Genomic DNA, 17,343 nt, shown 5'->3' with positions numbered 1-17,343 from the left:
GCGGCGGTTTTACATTCTGCGAAAGAGTGGTTCTGGTTGATCCACTGAGCATTGGTAAAACTCTGTGAAATCATTCAAAGATTCAACAGCTTCCTCCAAATTGATGTGTTCAGCTAGCACAAAGCTGCTGAACCCACAGCGCTTCATGTAGCACATCTGTTCGCGCAACACATGACCAAAGGCGCGAATTTCTCCGTGATAATCAAAACGCTGACGCAATAAGCGCGCAGTAGTAAAGCCGCGACCATCAGTAAAAATCGGGAAATGAATTGCAATCAGCGGTAACTGTTTTAACTTGTCAGTCCACGCTGTATCTGGAAATTCATCACTGTCGAACCATACGGCAATATCTTTGCGTGCAGTTAATGTGGATTCCAGTGTCAGCCATAAAGTTAATGGCAGAATCAGATTGTCACCAGCGGGTAACTCAGTCGTTTCTTTGCTGATGAGTTGCCATTTGTTAGCAACAACTTGTCCGTCTTTAATGATGCGCTGTTCAGGCATACGCACGCTCCTTGAACAAATCAATGCCGATACGGCGATAGGTTTCCAAGAAACTTTCACCGTCGATGCGATTTTCTACATACACATCTAGAATTTTTCCAATCACTGCGGGTACATCTTCTTGTGAAAAAGAAGGGCCGAGAATATCGCCCAGCGCAGCCTGTTTGCCTGAATCGCCACCAAGTGATATTTGGTAAAACTCAGCGCCTTTTTTATCGACGCCTAGAATGCCAATATTGCCTACATGGTGATGGCCACAGGCGTTCATGCAGCCAGAAATATTGAGCTCGATGTCGCCGAGATCGTATAGATAATCCAAGTCATCAAACTTTCTTTGAATGGCTTCGGCGACAGGAATGGATTTGGCATTGGCAAGTGCGCAATAACTGCCACCTGGGCAGCAAATCATATCGTTTAATGTGCCAATGTTTGGCGCAGCAAAACCGAGTGGTTTGATTTTTTGCCAAAACTCAAAGAGGCGACCACCTTCAATATCTGCTAACACAATATTCTGATTGTGTGTGGTGCGTGCTTCACCAAAGCTGTATTCGTCAGCAAGGTCGGCGATGGCTTCAAATTGTTTATCGGTTACATCGCCGGGAACAACGCCGGTTGGCTTGAGCGACAAAGTGACAATGCGATAGCCCGCTTGTTTATGTAAAACCACATTGCGGTTCATCCAGTTGGCGAAGGCTTTGTCATTCGCCATTTGTTGTGCCAATTGCTCACTAACAGAGGACTCATCCAGTTTTTTGTAGTTTGGTGCGGTGAAATGTTGTTTAACGCGGTTGATTTCTTGTTCGGTTAAGGTGGCAGGACCATCTTTTACCAGCGCCCACTCTTGCTCTACTTTGGCGGCAAATGCTTCTGCACCCAAAGCTTTTACCAAAATTTTAATGCGTGCCTTGTGTTTGTTATCGCGACGACCTAGCAAATTATAGGTGCGGATAATGGCTTCCAAATAAGTTAGTAAATGCTTTTCAGGTAAGAACTCGCGTATTAGTGCTGCTATGCAAGGTGTGCGACCTAAACCACCGCCGACAAACACGCGATAGCCCATTTCACCCGCTGCATTGGTAGTGAGTTCGATAGCAATATCGTGGATCAGAATCGCTGCGCGATCTGCAGTTGCGCCATTCACTGCAATTTTAAATTTGCGTGGCAAAAAGGCGAATTCTGGGTGGAAAGTTGACCACTGGCGAATGATTTCACAATAGGGACGAGGGTCGATTAATTCGTCGACTGCTACGCCAGCGAACTGATCTGTCGTGGTATTGCGTATGCAGTTGCCGCTGGTTTGTATCGCGTGCATGCCAACGGTTGCAAGTTCAGCCAGAGCGCTAGGCACTTCTTCCAAACGCGGCCACATAAATTGAATGTTTTGGCGAGTGGTGACATGGCCGTAGCCTTTGTCATAGTGGCGCGCAATATGCGCAAGCATGCGCAGCTGTTTTGATGAGAGTAGGCCGTATGGAACAGCGAGACGCAGCATCGGTGCGTGGCGTTGAATGTAAAGCCCATTTTGTAAACGCAAAGGTAAAAATTCGGCTGGTGCCAATTCACCTTTGAGAAAGCGTTCCATCTGCCCGCGAAACTGAACAACGCGTTGTCCAAGAATTTTTTGGTCAATTTCTGAGTAGGCGTACATGGTTTCTACACACCGTGGCTGTTATTGAGCAGTTTCTGTAGCAACATTTTGCGCCTTGCTGCGAGGATCATTTGCAGGGCGTTTGCGTTGTTGGCGCGACGGATCAGGTTGCGCCATTTCTGTCGGGATACGCGGCTCAGGATTGTTAGCAACACCGGCCACAATAGTGAATTCACGCGGTTCTTTGTTCGGGTGTAAGCGTGGATCGTTGCTTGCGCGCGTGCGTACGCGTGGCTCAGATGCAGATTTTTCAGCAGTAATCTCAGTTTTAGCTGGATCAGATTCTGGTGCTGCAACAACCGGTTCTGCTGGTTTTTGCGCAACAACGACCGGCGCAACTTTTTGTTCTGTTGCTACAGGTTTTTCGGGTGCTGCTTGGACTGGTTTATCTACTTGTACAGTGACGGTAGGAGCCGTAATTGCCGGCTCAACTACTGCGTGCTCAACGCGTGGTGCTTGCACTTCTGCTGCTGTTACAACTTCGTTGGTTGAGTCAGCGGGTAGCAAGGATTGCTGTTCAGCTACTGCGGCTGGGCGTTGTCGTTGACGATCATTGCTGCGTGGGCGCTTGCCAGAAGGGCGACGAGCCGGTGCGCCAGCGTTGTCTTGCGGTTGAGCTGTTGTATTTTGCTCATTGTTATGGCGCGGCTGTTCGCTGCGTGGCGCAGCTTGCTCACCTTGCTGGGCGTTGTTGGGGCGTGCAGCAGGTTGCTGTTGTTTTTGCTGCTGATTATTTCTGCGGTTTTGATCATTACGATTTTGATCGTTTTTGTGTTGATCGTTGCGCGGCGCATTATCGTCGCGGTCGCGCGAACGCTCGCGGTTATTGCGATTGTGCCCATTGCGATTATTGCCGCGACGGCGTTGATCATTGTTGCGCTCACGCGGAGCACTGGTTTTTTCTTGTGCAGGTGGCGCTTCTTCGACAGGTTTCTCACTTTCACCAAACAATTTGCCAAACAAACGCGTCATAAAGCTGGCTGCTTTTTTCTCGCTGTTTTGAGTGGCAGTGGGTTGCGCAGCTGGAGCGATAGCAGTTGGCTGTGGAGCCGGAGTGCTAGGCACCAAAACTTGTACTGCAGCTGCTTTCGGTGCTTGTGAAGCGGCAGAGGTGTCGTCAATTTCCTGCGGCGTAATATCGCTCAATTCAATTTCAAAACTGGTTTGCGCCAGTTGTGTATCGTCATCGCGCAAGCGTTGGATGTGATAGTGCGGTGTCACCATATCGGGATTTGGCACAATCACCACGCGGCAGTGATGGCGTTTTTCAATTTCACTGATTTGCTTTCTTTTTTCGTTCAGCAAAAAGCTAGCCACAGCAACGGGCGTGACAGCGCGCACTTCAGAGCTGCGCTCTTTTTGTGCTTCTTCTTCCAACATACGCAACAGGGCTAGTGCGATGGATTTTGTGCCGCGAATGGTGCCTTGACCATTGCAGCGCGGGCAGAGGTGGCCGGATGTTTCGCCCAGTGATGGACGCAAACGCTGACGCGACATTTCCAATAAACCAAACCGAGAAATACGACCCACTTGCACGCGTGCGCGATCCATTTGCAGTGCGTCGCGAATGCGATCTTCTACCGCGCGCTGGTTTTTTGGAGAGTTCATGTCGATAAAATCAATCACCACCAAGCCGCCCATGTCGCGCAAGCGCAACTGGCGTGCGATTTCATCGGCAGCTTCAAGGTTGGTGTTGGTAGCAGTTTCTTCGATGTCGCCGCCTTTAGTGGCACGCGAGGAGTTGATGTCGATAGATACCAAGGCTTCGGTAACATCGATAACAATCGCGCCGCCGGAAGGCAGTTTCACTTCGCGTTCAAAAGCGGTTTCGATTTGCCCTTCAATTTGATAACGATTGAACAAGGGGATGCTGTCTTGATACAACTTCACTTTGCTGTGGTAATTCGGCATTACCTGCTTGATAAAAGCGGAGGCCAGTTCGTATGCGCTGCGTGTATCAATAATTACTTCGCCGATGTCTTGGCGCAGGTAGTCGCGAATGGCGCGAATAACAACATTGCTCTCTTGGAACAAAAAGTGCGGCGCTGCACTGTTGTCCGCTTCGGTTTTAATGGAGTTCCAGAGCTGTAGCAAGTAGTCCAAATCCCACTGCAATTCCTCTGCCGAACGACCGATACCGGCGGTGCGCACAATCGTGCCCATGCCTGCGGGGAGATCTAGACCGGCCAGCGCGTCTTTTAAATCCGAGCGATCTTCGCCTTCGATACGGCGTGAGATACCACCCACACGCGGGTTGTTTGGCATCAGGACTAAATAGCGGCCAGCGAGACTGATGAAAGTGGTTAGCGCGGCGCCCTTATTACCGCGCTCTTCTTTATCAATTTGTACGATAACTTCTTGGCCTTCGCGGATGACATCGCGAATGTTGATGCGACCTTCAATTTCATTGGGCTGCTTGCTGAAGTATTCGCGACTGATTTCTTTTAATGAAAGAAAGCCGTGGCGCTCGGCACCGTAATCGACAAAGGCGGCTTCGAGGCTAGGCTCAACGCGAGTGATTTTTCCTTTGTAGATGTTGGCTTTTTCTTGACGACGGTTGGTGTGTTCAATATCCAAATCGTACAGTTTTTGACCATCAACAAGCGCGACGCGTAGCTCTTCAGGCTGTGTCGCATTGATTAACATGCGTTTCATATCTATTTGTCCTTTCAGGTATTGGCGTAAAGCCAATGCATAACTTATGCATTGCCCTGCAGGGACGGCTGGGAGAAGCAGTCGGGTTCCGTTTTTCTGTGGCGGCGCAGGAGCGTCTTACTGCAACAGAGAATAGTGCGGAATGGTCTTGCTGCTTTTGTGTAACGCCCTGTGCAAATGCAAAGTAAGGAAGCACAAGGCGAGAAAATCAGTCATCACTACAGGGTGGGCAATGCGGTTTGCCTGCTGTACAGGCGAGAATCCGGTAACTGGCAGCGTGTCTTGTCGGAGCTGCGCGATACCACCCTTGTGCCCCAAGCGTCGGTATAGGTGGCCGACAGCAATTTTGGGCATCCCACTATAACAATGTTCGCTAACCTATTCAATTACAATGAAAAAATAGGGTCTTTGGTCTTGGCAAGTCCAAGCCCTCTGCTAGACTGAACCCAACCACGCTGGAGCACATAAGGAGGTGTTTGTGGGAGTCAGCGATAGGCGCAGTGCAGGTCGGCCTCGCAGCCAAGCGAGTCATACAGCCATACTTGATGCGTGTTCGGAGCTGTTGGATAGCAAGCCCTACGGTGAGATCACGATAGAGGCAATTGCCAGCTTGGCAGGTGTCAGCAAAGCCACAATTTATCGTTGGTGGCCGAGCAAGGTGGCTCTGGTCATTGAAGTACTGACCGAGAAAGCGCTGCACATGCCGCAAATTCCTTTTGATGGCCGCAATCTGCGTGATCATTTATTGGCTTGTCTCAAAGGCGGTTACAAAACCTTGCTGCGTGGACGCATGACCCCTGTGCTGCTGGCTGTGTTGGCCGAATGTCGAACGGATGCCGCGATGTTGGATCTGTTCTACAACAGTTTTTTTGCACGCTTGCAGGCCATCGGCTTGCGCGACTTACAGAAAGCTGTGGAAACGGGTGAACTGGGAACCGCCGTGCGGCTGGATGTGCTGCTCGACCAACTTTGGGGGCCGCTGTATTACCGCGCATTGATTGCTGGCAAGCCTGTGGATGATGTCTACCTCGAAAGTCTGTTAGTTAATTTATCTGCGCTCAATTAGCGTCTGAGCCAGTTTGTTGCTTCCCCGCTATCCCCCCACAAGGCAGAGCAATTCAGTTAGAATTGCGCGCTTCATTGCAGCCGTGTGTCGCTGCGCGCAGTAATTTAAGTAGTAATCAAATGTAGTAATAAAAGGAACATGCCGCATGGCTGATCTCGCCAAAGAAATTCTGCCCGTCAATATCGAAGATGAATTGAAACAGTCCTACTTGGACTACGCGATGAGCGTCATCGTGGGGCGTGCGTTACCCGATGCGCGCGACGGCTTGAAGCCGGTTCACCGCCGCGTGTTGTTTGCGATGAGCGAGTTGGGCAATGCGTGGAATAAGCCTTACAAAAAATCGGCGCGTGTGGTCGGCGATGTTATCGGTAAATATCACCCGCACGGTGACTCTGCGGTGTATGACACCATCGTAAGGATGGCGCAACCGTTTTCCCTGCGTTATATGTTAGTACATGGGCAGGGCAAATTCGGTTCGATAGATGGTGATTCGCCAGCGGCCATGCGTTACACCGAAATTCGCATGTCTAAAATCGCACACGATTTGTTGGCGGATTTGGATAAAGAAACAGTCGATTATGTGCCTAACTATGACGGCACGGAATTGATTCCTGAAGTGATGCCTACACGCATTCCCAACTTGTTGGTGAATGGTTCGTCGGGTATTGCAGTCGGTATGGCGACCAATATTCCGCCACACAATATCGGAGAAATTGTTAACGCTTGTTTGGCCTTGGTAGCCAATCCTGATTTATCGATTGATGAATTGATGGAGCATGTGCCGGGGCCAGATTTTCCAACAGCGGGCATCATCAATGGCAAGGCAGGCATCGTCGAAGCGTATCGCACGGGGCGCGGCCGCATCTATGTGCGCGCGCGAGCAGTGGTTGAGCGCGATGAAAAATCTGGACGCGAAACAGTTATCGTGCATGAATTGCCTTATCAAGTGAACAAAGCGCGCTTGATTGAAAAAATTGCGGAGTTAGTGAAAGAAAAGAAAATTGACGGCATTTCAGAATTGCGCGATGAATCTGACAAAGACGGCATGCGCATTGTGATTGAATTGAAGCGCAATGAATCAGGCGAAGTTCTGTTAAATAATTTGTACTCACAGACACAAATGCAAACCGTGTTTGGTATCAACATGGTGGCGTTGATAGACAACCAGCCGCGCACGCTAAATCTGAAAGAAATGCTGGAAGCGTTTGTGCGCCATCGTCGTGAAGTGGTAACGCGCCGTACCGTGTATTTACTGCGCAAAGCGCGTGAACGCGGTCATATTTTAGAAGGCTTGGCCGTTGCAATTTCCAATATCGACGAAGTGATTGAGTTGATTCGTCAATCGCCCACACCGGCGGATGCTAAAGAGCGTTTGATTGCGCGCGGCTGGAAGCCCGGCACAGTGGCGCAATGGCTGGAAAGAACAGGCGATGCAGCCTGCCGCCCTGAAAACTTAGGCGCAGAGTTTGGCTTGCGCGCAGGCCAGTACTATTTATCTACCGAGCAAGCACAAGCGATTCTGGATTTGCGTTTGCATCGCTTGACCGGCATGGAGCACGAAAAACTGCTTGCCGAGTATCAAGAAAAACTGGCGCAAATTGCCGAGTATTTGGATATTCTGGGTAGCTATGCGCGTTTGATGTCGGTGATTCGTGAAGAGCTGGAGCAAGTGAAAAGCGATTACAACGACAATCGCCGCACAGAAATTATCAGCTCGCAATTAGATCTCACAACAGAAGATTTGATCACGCCAGAAGATCGTGTGGTAACTATTTCACACGGTGGTTATGCCAAAGCGCAGCCGCTGGAAGTTTATCAGGCGCAAAAACGCGGCGGCATGGGCAAATCCGCCACCGCAGTAAAAGATGAAGATTTTGTTGAGCACCTGTTAATTGCTAATACGCACGACACTATGCTTTGTTTCAGCAACATGGGCAAAGTGTACTGGTTGAAGGTGTATCAAATTCCGGTTGCAGCACGCGGTTCGCGCGGTCGACCGATGATCAATTTGTTGTCTTTGGATGAAGGTGAGCGCATTACTTCGATCCTCACCATTAAAGAATATACCGAAGACCATTTCGTCTTTATGGCCACGGCCAACGGCACCGTGAAGAAAACTTTCTTAACGGAATTCTCGCGTCCGCGTTCTGTAGGGTTGCGTGCTGTGGAATTGGACGAAGGTGATGTGTTGGTAGGCACAGCTATCACCAACGGCAAGAACGACATCATGCTCTTTGCCAGTAACGGTAAAGCGGTGCGCTTTGAAGAGGATGATGTGCGCGCCATGGGTCGCACCGCGCGCGGTGTACGCGGTATTCGTTTGGCGGATGGTGCGCGCATGATTGCGCTGATCGTACCGGCAGAAGGCGGAAAAATTTTGACCGTGAGCCAAAACGGTTACGGCAAGCGCACAGAAGCTTCAGAGTTTCCAACCAAAGGTCGCGGTACGCAGGGCGTAATCGCTATGCAAACTTCTGAGCGCAACGGTGATGTGGTCGGCGCAGTGCAAGTGTTTGACGGCGATCAGTTAATGCTGATTTCGGATCAAGGCACGCTAGTGCGCACACGCACCGATGAGGTCGCGATTGTCAGTCGCAATACGCAGGGTGTGCGTGTAATTCGTCTGAAAGAAGATGAGCATTTGGTGAGCATTGAACGCATTGCCGAAGCGGATGATGCCGATGCTGATGAAGCCGCTGAATAGTTCGAGGTGAATGCGCAAATGAACAGAAAATTTAATTTCTGTGCGGGCCCTGCGGCTTTGCCAGAAGCAGTTCTGTTGCAAGCGCAACAAGAAATGCTCGACTGGCAGGGGCGTGGGCTTTCCATCATGGAAATGAGCCACCGCTCCAGCGAAATGATGAGCGTAGCCGCAGAGGCAGAAAACGATTTGCGTGATTTATTACACATCCCAGAAAATTACAAAGTGCTGTTTTTGCAGGGCGGTGCTTCCATGCAGTTTTCTGCTGTGCCGCTCAATCTATTGCCGGTGGACGGCAAAGCAGATTATTTAATTACAGGGCAGTGGTCAAAAAAAGCGTATGAAGAGGCGGCGCGTTTGGGCGAGGCGCATGTCGTCGCCACATCTAAAGGCAGCAACTTTTCTACCATTCCCACCGTTGCAGATTGGCAACTCAATAAACATGCTGCTTACTTGCATTACACGCCGAATGAAACCATCGGTGGCGTGGAGTTTCATTGGGCGCCTGAAGTGGGCGATGTACCTTTAGTGGTGGATATGTCGTCCACGATTTTGTCGCGGCCTATTGATGTGTCGAAATTTGGCGTGATTTATGCGGGAGCACAAAAAAATATTGGCCCTGCAGGTTTGGCGATTGTGATAGTGCGCGAAGACTTGCTCGGCAGGTCGCGTGCGGATATTCCCAAAATGCTCGACTGGAAAACAGCCGCCGACAACGATTCCATGTACAACACGCCGCCCACTTACTCGTGGTACCTCGCCGGTTTGGTATTTAAGTGGCTGAAGGCGCAGGGCGGTGTTGAAGGTATTGCCAAAATCAATCAGCGAAAAGCAGAAAAATTGTATAGCTACATTGATAACAGTGGCTTTTATAAAAATCCCGTTGAGTTGCAAAGTCGTTCGTGGATGAATGTGCCGTTTACCTTGCCCAATGAAAGTTTGGATAAACCTTTTTTGCAAGAAGCAGAAGAGGCGGGTTTGCTAAACCTGAAAGGTCATCGCTCGGTGGGTGGTATGCGCGCCAGCCTCTACAATGCCATCAGCGAAGAGGCGGTGGATGCTTTAATTACACACATGCAACATTTTGCTCAGCGTCACGCGTGAGGATGAACCATGACGAGTAGCTTGCAATCGCTGCGCGATCAAATCGATCAACTGGATGCCACGATTCAAAACCTAATTTCTGAGCGCGCGCGCTGTGCGCAGCATGTGGCAGAGATTAAAAAAGCGGAAGGCAGCACAGACACAGTTTTTTATCGACCTGAGCGCGAGGCGCAAGTGTTGCGCAAAGTGATGGAGCGCAACCAAGGGCCTCTCGATAACGAAGAAATGGCGCGCTTGTTTCGCGAAATCATGTCTTCCTGTTTGGCTCTGGAACAACCGGTGCGTGTGGCCTATCTTGGCCCGGAAGGCACTTTTACACAAGCGGCAGCTTTGAAGCATTTTGGTCACGCCTGCGTCAGTGTGCCGATGGCAGCGATTGACGAAGTGTTTCGTGAAGTGGCGGCGGGCGCGGTGAATTACGGCGTGGTGCCTGTGGAGAACTCTACCGAAGGTGTAGTGAATCACACGCTGGATAATTTCATGGAATCATCCGTGCATATTTGCGGCGAAGTGGAGTTACGCATTCATCAGCATCTTTTGGTGTCTGATGTCACCAAAACCGAAAATATCACGCGCATTTATTCGCACGCGCAGTCATTGGCGCAGTGTCGCAAATGGTTGGATTCACACTTTCCGCAAGCGGAGCGTGTGGCCGTTTCCAGCAATGCAGAAGCCGCACGCCGTATTCAAAGTGAGTGGAATGCAGCGGCGATTGCAGGTGATATGGCGGCAGATTTGTACGATCTGAAGAAGCTGCATGAAAAAATTGAAGACATGCCCGATAACTCCACACGCTTTTTAATTATTGGCACACAAAAAGTGCCAGCCAGTGGTGACGATAAAACCTCGATCATTGTCGCTGTGCGCAACAAGCCGGGCGCGCTCTACCATTTGCTGGAACCTTTTCATAAAAACGGTATTGATTTGACGCGCGTAGAAACGCGACCTTCACGCAACGGCGCGTGGAGTTATGTGTTTTTTATCGACTTTTCTGGTCATGCCGACAGCGACAAAGTCTCCGCTGTGCTGGAAGAAGTGGCGGGGCAGTCTGCTGATTTGCGGATTCTTGGCTCGTATCCACGCGCTGTTCTCTAATTTTTGTATCCACGCGGTTGCTCATGAAAAACATTGCTGCTCTTGCTGTATCCGGCGTACAAAAATTGTCTCCTTATCAGCCGGGGAAGCCGGTGTCTGAGTTGGAGCGCGAGCTGGGTATCACCAACATCATCAAATTAGCCAGCAATGAAAACCCGCTGGGAGTGCCGGAATCTGCTGTCGCGGCTATTCAAAAAAGCCTTGCAGATATTGCGCTGTATCCTGATGGCTCGGCTTTTGATCTAAAGGCAACGCTTGCCAAAAAACTGGCTGTGAATGCCAATCAAATCACCGTGGGCAATGGCTCCAATGAACTGCTGGATTTGATTGCGCGTGTTTTTTTATCGCCAGAAAACAATGCGGTCATTTCTGAGTTTGCATTTGTGGTGTACGCCATTGCCGTGCAATCGCTAGGTGCGGAATTGCGCGTAGCACAAGCAAAAGATTTTGGTCACGATTTGGATGCCATGGCGAAGCTGGTGGATGGCAACACGCGCATGGTGTTTATCGCCAACCCCAATAATCCAACCGGCACTTGTCTTGGCATCGCAGCAATTGAACGCTTTTTGCAAACCGTGCCTAGCGATGTGATTGTGGTGTTGGATGAGGCATATCACGAATATGTTGGCAGAGAAGATTACGCCAGTGGTCTGACGCTGCTCGATCGCTATCCCAATTTAATCGTGACCAGAACCTTTTCCAAAGCCTACGGTTTGGCTGGCTTACGCGTGGGTTACTGTATTTCCAGCGGAGAGATTGCTGATTTATTAAATCGTTTGCGTGAGCCATTTAATGTCAACAGTCTGGCCTTGGCTGCTGCGGAAGCTGCACTGCGCGATGATGCTTATTTACAGCGCAGTGTGGATACAAACAAGCAAGGCATGCAGCAGTTGGAAGCAGGTTTGCGCGAGCTGGGGCTGCACTTTATTTCTTCATCAGGAAATTTTATCGCTGTTGATTTTGCGCGCGACGCAGCGCCGCTGTATCAGGCATTTTTGCAAGAGGGCATTATTGTGCGCCCGATTGCTGTTTACGGCATGCCAACTTGGTTGCGCGTTTCTATCGGCTTGCCAGAACAAAATGCGCGCTTTTTGCAGGGTTGCCGCAAGGTGTTGTCGCTATGAAATCGCGCCGCATTTTGGTGGTGGGTTTAGGGCTGATCGGTGGCTCGCTCGCGCTGGCCTTAAAACAGCGTAAAACTTGCTTGGAAGTATTGGGCGTTAGCCGCAGCGAGACCACGGTTGAAAAAGCACTGGCGAAAGGTGTGATTGATCGAGGCTCAACTTCGCTTGCGGCTATGCTGCCTGTATTGCAGGCGGGTGATATTGTGGTAATTGCCACACCCACGCTCAGCGTAAAAAATATTTGCGAGCATTTGAAAGATGCTGTGCAACAAGGCGTGTTGATTACCGATGTCGCCAGCGTCAAAGGCTCGGTGGTGCACGATGCGGAAGCGGTTTTTGGCTGCTTGCCTAAAATTTTTATTCCTGCGCATCCCATAGCGGGTTCTGAAAAAAGTGGTGTAGAAGCTGCCGATGCCACACTGTTTGTTCAGCATCAGGTAATTTTAACGCCGCTGCCCAATGCCAATGCTGCTGCCGTGCAGACGGTGATGGCAATGTGGCAAGCCGTTGGTGCTGAGCTGTCATTGATGTCTGTCGCAGAACACGACAGTGTCTTGGCTTTGACGAGCCATTTGCCGCACATGTTGGCCTACACCTTGGTGGATACTTTGGCGCAGCGTTCGCAGCAGCAGGAAATTTTTCGCTACGCCGCAGGCGGTTTTCGCGATTTCACTCGCATTGCTGGTAGCGATCCCACTATGTGGCACGACATCGCTTTGGCAAATCAAGATGCGTTGTTAAACGGTTTGGATGATTTTGAAAAACACTTGCGTGCGCTGCGTAGTGCCATTGAACGGAGCGATGGGAAAGCACTGCACGATGTGTTTACTCGCGCCAAGCAGGCACGCGACCAGTTTGGTGAAATGTACGCTGATCGCCAAAAGAAAAAACAATCTGATGTAGAGGGTAATCTGTGAAATATTTGTTGCAGCCTAGCAGTCATTTGCGCGGCGCGTTTCGTGTGCCTGGTGATAAATCTATTTCACATCGTTCCATTATGTTGGGTTCGCTAGCAGAAGGTGTAACGGAAGTTGAAGGTTTTTTGGAAGGCGAAGATGCGCTGGCCACGCTGCAAGCATTTCGTGACATGGGTGTAAAAATTGATGGCCCAGCGAAAGGGCGCGTGACAATCCACGGTGTATGTTTGCACGGTTTACAGCAGCCCAGCAAAGCACTAGATCTTGGCAATTCTGGCACCTCCATGCGTTTGATGGCGGGCTTGATGGCGGGGCAACGCTTTGATGTAGAAATGATCGGTGATGAATCTTTATCCAAGCGCCCGATGGAGCGCGTGGCAAAACCGCTGCGCAGTATGGGCGCGGTGATTGAATCCACAGGCGATAAAGGTACGCCGCCACTCGTTGTGCGCGGTGGAAAAAAACTGCATGGCATTCACTACGATATGCCCATGGCAAGCGCGCAAGTGAAGTCCAGTATTTTGTTGGCGGGCTTGTACGCAGACGGTGAAACTTCAGTGACGGAACCTGCGCCTACGCGCGATCACACCGAGCGCATGTTGCAGGGGTTTGGTTGTCAGGTAAGCGTAAACGGCGCGACCGCTACTGTGCGCGGCGGACAAACACTCAAAGCAACACAAATTGATATTCCGGCCGATATTTCTTCGGCGGCTTTTTTTATGGTCGGTGCCAGTATTGCGCCCAATTCAGACATTACTTTGCAGCATGTCGGCATCAACCCCACGCGCACGGGTGTGATTGATATTTTGCGGTTGATGGGTGCCAACATCGAGCTGTTGAATCAACGCGAAGTGGGCGGCGAGCCGGTGGCGGATATTCGTGTGCGTTCTGCGCAATTACGCGGCATTGAAATTCCAGAAGAATTGGTGCCCTTGGCCATTGATGAATTTCCCGTGTTGTTTGTGGCAGCCAGTTGCGCCGAAGGTAAAACCGTTTTGCGCGGCGCAGAAGAGTTGCGCGTGAAAGAATCGGATCGCATACAAGTGATGGCTGATGGCTTGCACACACTGGGGGTGGATGCGCAGCCAACGCCGGATGGCATGGTGATTTACGGCGGCAAGATGGGCGGCGGCACGGTGTGGAGTCATCACGACCACCGCATCGCCATGTCCTTTGCCATCGCTTCGCTGAGAGCCAGCGAAACCATCACCATTGAAGGCTGCGATACCGTGGCGACTTCCTTTCCGGGCTTCGTGGAGTTGTCCAAAATGGCCGGCCTCAACATTCAGGCGGTGGTCTGATGGTGGCAGTGCCTATCATCACGATTGATGGCCCTGGTGGGTCGGGCAAAGGCACAATTGCGCAGTTGCTTGCTGACCGTTTGGCGTGGCACTGCTTGGATAGCGGCGCTCTGTACCGCATCGTGGCGGTGGCCGGTACACAACAAGGGCTTGCTTTGGATGATGAGTCGTCTCTGATCGCTTTATTGCCCAGTTTGGACATTCGCTTCGCGTCAGAAAATCATATTTGGGTTAACGATGTGGACTTTGGCAGCATCATTCGCGAAGAAGCGGCAGGGCTGGGAGCTTCGCAGGTGGGTGCGCTGCCTGCCGTGCGGGCGGCGTTGCTGGAGCGTCAGCGCCACTTTGCCCAATTGCCCGGCTTGGTGGCCGATGGGCGCGACATGGGCACCGTGGTTTTTCCGCAAGCGCCTCTCAAAATCTATCTCACGGCCAGTGCTGAGGAGAGAGCGCAAAGGCGCTATAAGCAGTTGATAAATAAGGGGCAGAGTGTTAGCCTGCCCGCCCTTCTTGAAGATATCCGCGCTCGTGATGAACGCGATATGCAGCGCGCAGTAGCGCCGTTGCGCCCAGCCGATGATGCTATCGTGATTGATAGCACCGCGATGGGAATTGAGGAGGTAGTAGATACTGTTTTGAGTCTCGCCATGCAAGGTGGCCTGACGCAGGCGGCATCTTTCGGCCAGTGAAGTTTGCCACCAGTCCTGTGTGCTTTTTAGTAAAACAGGGGCGACTACGCTGTTCATTATCAACCCGCATGTACTGGCTTGCGGTTATCAATAGATCGCATGCGCGATCAGCACAGGTGTATTAATGGAAAGTTTTGCAGAACTCTTTGAACAAAGCCTCAAAACCGTTGAGATGAACCCCGGTTCTATCGTTACGGGCGTAATTATTGATATCGACAGCGATTGGGTAACCGTACACGCTGGTTTGAAATCAGAAGGCGTAATTCCTCGCGTACAATTTTTGAATGAGCGCGGTGAGTTTTCGTTGCAGATTGGCGACGAAGTACAAGTGGCGCTGGAAAGCGTTGAAGACGGTATGGGCGAAACCAAACTGTCGCGTGAAAAAGCCAAGCGCGTTGAAGCGTGGAAAATATTGGAAAAATCTTTTGCTGCTTCTGAAGTAGTAGTGGGTTTGATCAACGGCAAAGTCAAAGGCGGCTTTACTGTGGATATTCAAGGCATTCGTGCATTTTTGCCTGGTTCTTTGGTGGATGTGCGTCCTGTGCGCGACACGCTGCACATTGAAGGCAAAGAGCTGGAATTCAAAGTTATTAAACTCGATCAAAAACGCAACAACATCGTGGTTTCTCGCCGCGCTGTGTTGGAAACTTCTAACAGTGCTGAGCGTGAAGAATTGCTGGCCAATCTGCAAGAAGGTTCGCAAGTTAAAGGTGTGGTTAAAAACCTCACCGATTACGGCGCGTTTGTTGATTTAGGCGGCGTGGACGGCTTGCTGCACATCACCGATATGGCCTGGAAACGCATCAAACACCCAAGCGAAATCGTTGCGGTGGGTGATGAGATTGATGTCAAAGTTCTCAAGTTTGATCGCGAGAAAAACCGTGTTTCTCTCGGCATGAAACAGTTGGGCAATGATCCATGGATCATCATCACCAACAAATACCCAGAAGGCACGAAAGTACGCGCCAAAATCACCAACCTCACTGACTACGGCTGTTTTGCTGAGTTGGAAGAAGGCGTGGAAGGTTTGGTACACGTTTCTGAAATGGATTGGACCAACAAAAATGTGCATCCTTCTAAAATCGTGCAAGTGGGCGATGAAGTGGATGTTATGGTGTTGGATATCGACCAAGAGCGCCGCCGTATTTCTCTCGGCATCAAACAGTGTCAAGAAAATCCTTGGGATGTGTTTGCGCGCAGCTTCAACAAAGGCGACAAAATCAGCGGCAAAATCAAGTCGATTACTGATTTCGGTATTTTCATCGGCTTGGATGGCAACATCGACGGCTTGATCCACTTGTCTGATATTTCTTGGAATGAAACCGGCGAAGAAGCTGTGCGTAACTTCAAGAAAGGCGATGATCTGGATACCGTTATTCTGGCGATTGACCCTGAGCGTGAGCGCATTTCTCTCGGCATCAAGCAGTTGCAAAACGATCCATTCTCCAACTATGTGGCAGAAAATGATCGCGGCAGCATCGTCAAAGGCACCGTTATTTCTGTGGATGCCAAAGCTGCTGTTGTGAAATTGGCTGACGATGTAGAAGCTACTTTGAAAGCATCTGAAATCAGCCGCGACAAAGTGGAAGATGCACGCAACGCGCTGAAAGAAGGCGATGAAGTTGAAGCGAAAATCATCAGTGTGGATCGCAAGAGCCGTAGCATTGGTTTGTCTATCAAGTCGAAAGATGTGGAAGACGACAAAGATGCGCTGCGCGATCACAACAAGAAGGAAACGGCAGACCAGCCAGTTCCAACGACGATTGGTGATTTGATCAAAGCGCAGATGCAGAACCAGTAATGCTGTTCTTCCTGTGAGGAGCTGATGGTGGAGAGAAATACAGTTACCAAATCAGAGTTGATTGAAGGCATAGCAGGGCGTTATGAGATGTTGTCATCTCGCGATGTAGAGCTGGCTATCAAGACGATGATTGATGCCATGGCGAATGTTCTGTCGACTGGCGGCAGAATTGAAATTCGTGGTTTTGGTAGCTTTTCTCTGCACTATCGCGCGCCCCGTATTGGGCGCAATCCCAAAACAGGTGATACTGTAAAACTGACAGGAAAATATGTACCTCACTTTAAGCCAGGCAAAGAGTTGAGAGACAGGGTGAATGACAGTTTGCGTGGTGATAGTATTTGAGCTGTGCGCTGTCTGATTTTTTCTGTGATGTACTCGCAAACGGCATGTGGCAACCACCGCATGCCGTTTCTTTTTGGCGGTGATTATTTGAAGGATAAGCTGCTATGAAAAAATGGTTTTCGAAAGTGCTGTCACTCGTGGTGCTAGCGGCGGGCGCGGTGATTGGGGTCTGGTTTTATCTCGATAATATGGAGGCTGTAACTGTTCATTGGTTCGGTTATCCCATAGAAAATATTCAACTAGCTTTGTGGCTGCTGATGTTTTTTGTGGCTGGCGCTTTATTGGGCTTGAGTGTGAGTGCAGTGCAGGCAATGCGGCATCAAGTACATGTGAAAGTGCTGCGTAATCAGATAAAAGCAGCCAAGCAGAAAAGTGGCTCCACAATTTAATGATTCC

12 protein-coding genes and 1 pseudogene are annotated in these 17,343 nt (G+C 50.3%); 10 read left to right on the top strand and 3 right to left on the bottom strand.

The genetic code is table 11. The features are described from left to right. Window positions 1–9: 9 nt before the first annotated feature. The 3 genes from IPK30_11600 to rne are packed head-to-tail and all read right to left on the bottom strand — an operon-like array spanning window position 10 to window position 4,807. Window positions 10–504 (bottom strand): DUF934 domain-containing protein, encoded by a 495-nt coding sequence (locus tag IPK30_11600; GenBank protein ID MBK8103877.1) that lies wholly within the window; start codon window positions 502–504, stop codon window positions 10–12. Further along, window positions 497–2,152, bottom strand: coding sequence for a nitrite/sulfite reductase (locus IPK30_11595; protein ID MBK8103876.1), 1,656 nt, complete (start codon window positions 2,150–2,152; stop codon window positions 497–499). The genes IPK30_11600 and IPK30_11595 overlap by 8 nt, the downstream gene beginning before the upstream one ends. Window positions 2,153–2,173: 21 nt before the next feature. Next, the gene (rne, locus tag IPK30_11590; GenBank protein MBK8103875.1) at window positions 2,174–4,807 is read right to left on the bottom strand and encodes a ribonuclease E; all 2,634 of its coding nucleotides are present in this window, start codon (window positions 4,805–4,807) and stop codon (window positions 2,174–2,176) included. A 478-nt stretch (window positions 4,808–5,285) separates the two neighbouring features. Here rne and IPK30_11585 point away from each other — a divergent pair, with 478 nt between their 5' ends. The 10 genes and pseudogenes from IPK30_11585 to IPK30_11540 all read left to right on the top strand — a co-directional run bounded on the left by IPK30_11585 (window position 5,286) and on the right by IPK30_11540 (window position 17,336). Further along, window positions 5,286–5,873 carry a TetR/AcrR family transcriptional regulator gene (locus tag IPK30_11585; GenBank protein MBK8103874.1) on the top strand — a complete coding sequence of 196 codons (588 nt, stop codon included), beginning with the start codon at window positions 5,286–5,288 and terminating at the stop codon, window positions 5,871–5,873. 145 nt (window positions 5,874–6,018) lie between these two features. Next, entirely contained in the window at window positions 6,019–8,577 is a 2,559-nt protein-coding gene (gene gyrA, locus IPK30_11580; protein ID MBK8103873.1) for a DNA gyrase subunit A, read from the top strand. Between the two features lie 18 nt (window positions 8,578–8,595). Then, on the top strand, window positions 8,596–9,678 hold the full coding sequence (serC, locus tag IPK30_11575; protein ID MBK8103872.1) for a 3-phosphoserine/phosphohydroxythreonine transaminase: 1,083 nt from the start codon (window positions 8,596–8,598) through the stop codon (window positions 9,676–9,678). Between the two features lie 9 nt (window positions 9,679–9,687). After that, window positions 9,688–10,773 (top strand): prephenate dehydratase, encoded by a 1,086-nt coding sequence (pheA, locus tag IPK30_11570; protein MBK8103871.1) that lies wholly within the window; start codon window positions 9,688–9,690, stop codon window positions 10,771–10,773. Window positions 10,774–10,796: 23 nt separating this feature from the next. After that, window positions 10,797–11,897, top strand: a complete 1,101-nt coding sequence (locus IPK30_11565) for a histidinol-phosphate transaminase (protein MBK8103870.1) — start codon at window positions 10,797–10,799, stop codon at window positions 11,895–11,897. Further along, window positions 11,894–14,115: pseudogene (locus IPK30_11560) on the top strand (bifunctional prephenate dehydrogenase/3-phosphoshikimate 1-carboxyvinyltransferase). Before IPK30_11565 ends, IPK30_11560 begins: the two are co-directional and overlap by 4 nt. Further along, window positions 14,115–14,804 carry a (d)CMP kinase gene (locus IPK30_11555; protein MBK8103869.1) on the top strand — a complete coding sequence of 230 codons (690 nt, stop codon included), beginning with the start codon at window positions 14,115–14,117 and terminating at the stop codon, window positions 14,802–14,804. Before IPK30_11560 ends, IPK30_11555 begins: the two are co-directional and overlap by 1 nt. Window positions 14,805–14,928: 124 nt before the next feature. Then, complete coding sequence (gene rpsA, locus IPK30_11550; GenBank protein MBK8103868.1) at window positions 14,929–16,605, top strand: 30S ribosomal protein S1; 1,677 nt, start codon at window positions 14,929–14,931, stop codon at window positions 16,603–16,605. 24 nt (window positions 16,606–16,629) lie between these two features. Then, window positions 16,630–16,947: an integration host factor subunit beta gene (gene ihfB / locus IPK30_11545; GenBank protein MBK8103867.1), complete on the top strand. Its 318-nt coding sequence runs from the start codon at window positions 16,630–16,632 to the stop codon at window positions 16,945–16,947. 104 nt (window positions 16,948–17,051) lie between these two features. Beyond that, window positions 17,052–17,336, top strand: a complete 285-nt coding sequence (locus tag IPK30_11540) for a LapA family protein (protein MBK8103866.1) — start codon at window positions 17,052–17,054, stop codon at window positions 17,334–17,336. Window positions 17,337–17,343: the final 7 nt, after the last annotated feature.

This window comes from Cellvibrionales bacterium, from assembly GCA_016713115.1.
Lineage (GTDB): Bacteria > Pseudomonadota > Gammaproteobacteria > Pseudomonadales > UBA7239 > UBA7239.
Note: the sequence above shows the minus strand (reverse complement) of the source record. Positions and strands in the feature narration are given on the sequence as shown.

Excerpts from the sequence above, each read along its gene's own strand:
- IPK30_11555 (MBK8103869.1), top strand. The coding sequence starts at position 14,115 with ATGGTGGCAGTGCCTATCATCACGATTGATGGCCCTGGTGGGTCGGGC.
- ihfB (MBK8103867.1), top strand. The coding sequence starts at position 16,630 with ATGGTGGAGAGAAATACAGTTACCAAATCAGAGTTGATTGAAGGCATA.
- rne (MBK8103875.1), bottom strand. The coding sequence starts at position 4,807 with ATGAAACGCATGTTAATCAATGCGACACAGCCTGAAGAGCTACGCGTC.
- gyrA (MBK8103873.1), top strand. The coding sequence starts at position 6,019 with ATGGCTGATCTCGCCAAAGAAATTCTGCCCGTCAATATCGAAGATGAA.
- rpsA (MBK8103868.1), top strand. The coding sequence starts at position 14,929 with ATGGAAAGTTTTGCAGAACTCTTTGAACAAAGCCTCAAAACCGTTGAG.
- IPK30_11565 (MBK8103870.1), top strand. The coding sequence starts at position 10,797 with ATGAAAAACATTGCTGCTCTTGCTGTATCCGGCGTACAAAAATTGTCT.
- pheA (MBK8103871.1), top strand. The coding sequence starts at position 9,688 with ATGACGAGTAGCTTGCAATCGCTGCGCGATCAAATCGATCAACTGGAT.
- IPK30_11600 (MBK8103877.1), bottom strand. The coding sequence starts at position 504 with ATGCCTGAACAGCGCATCATTAAAGACGGACAAGTTGTTGCTAACAAA.
- serC (MBK8103872.1), top strand. The coding sequence starts at position 8,596 with ATGAACAGAAAATTTAATTTCTGTGCGGGCCCTGCGGCTTTGCCAGAA.
- IPK30_11595 (MBK8103876.1), bottom strand. The coding sequence starts at position 2,152 with ATGTACGCCTACTCAGAAATTGACCAAAAAATTCTTGGACAACGCGTT.
- IPK30_11540 (MBK8103866.1), top strand. The coding sequence starts at position 17,052 with ATGAAAAAATGGTTTTCGAAAGTGCTGTCACTCGTGGTGCTAGCGGCG.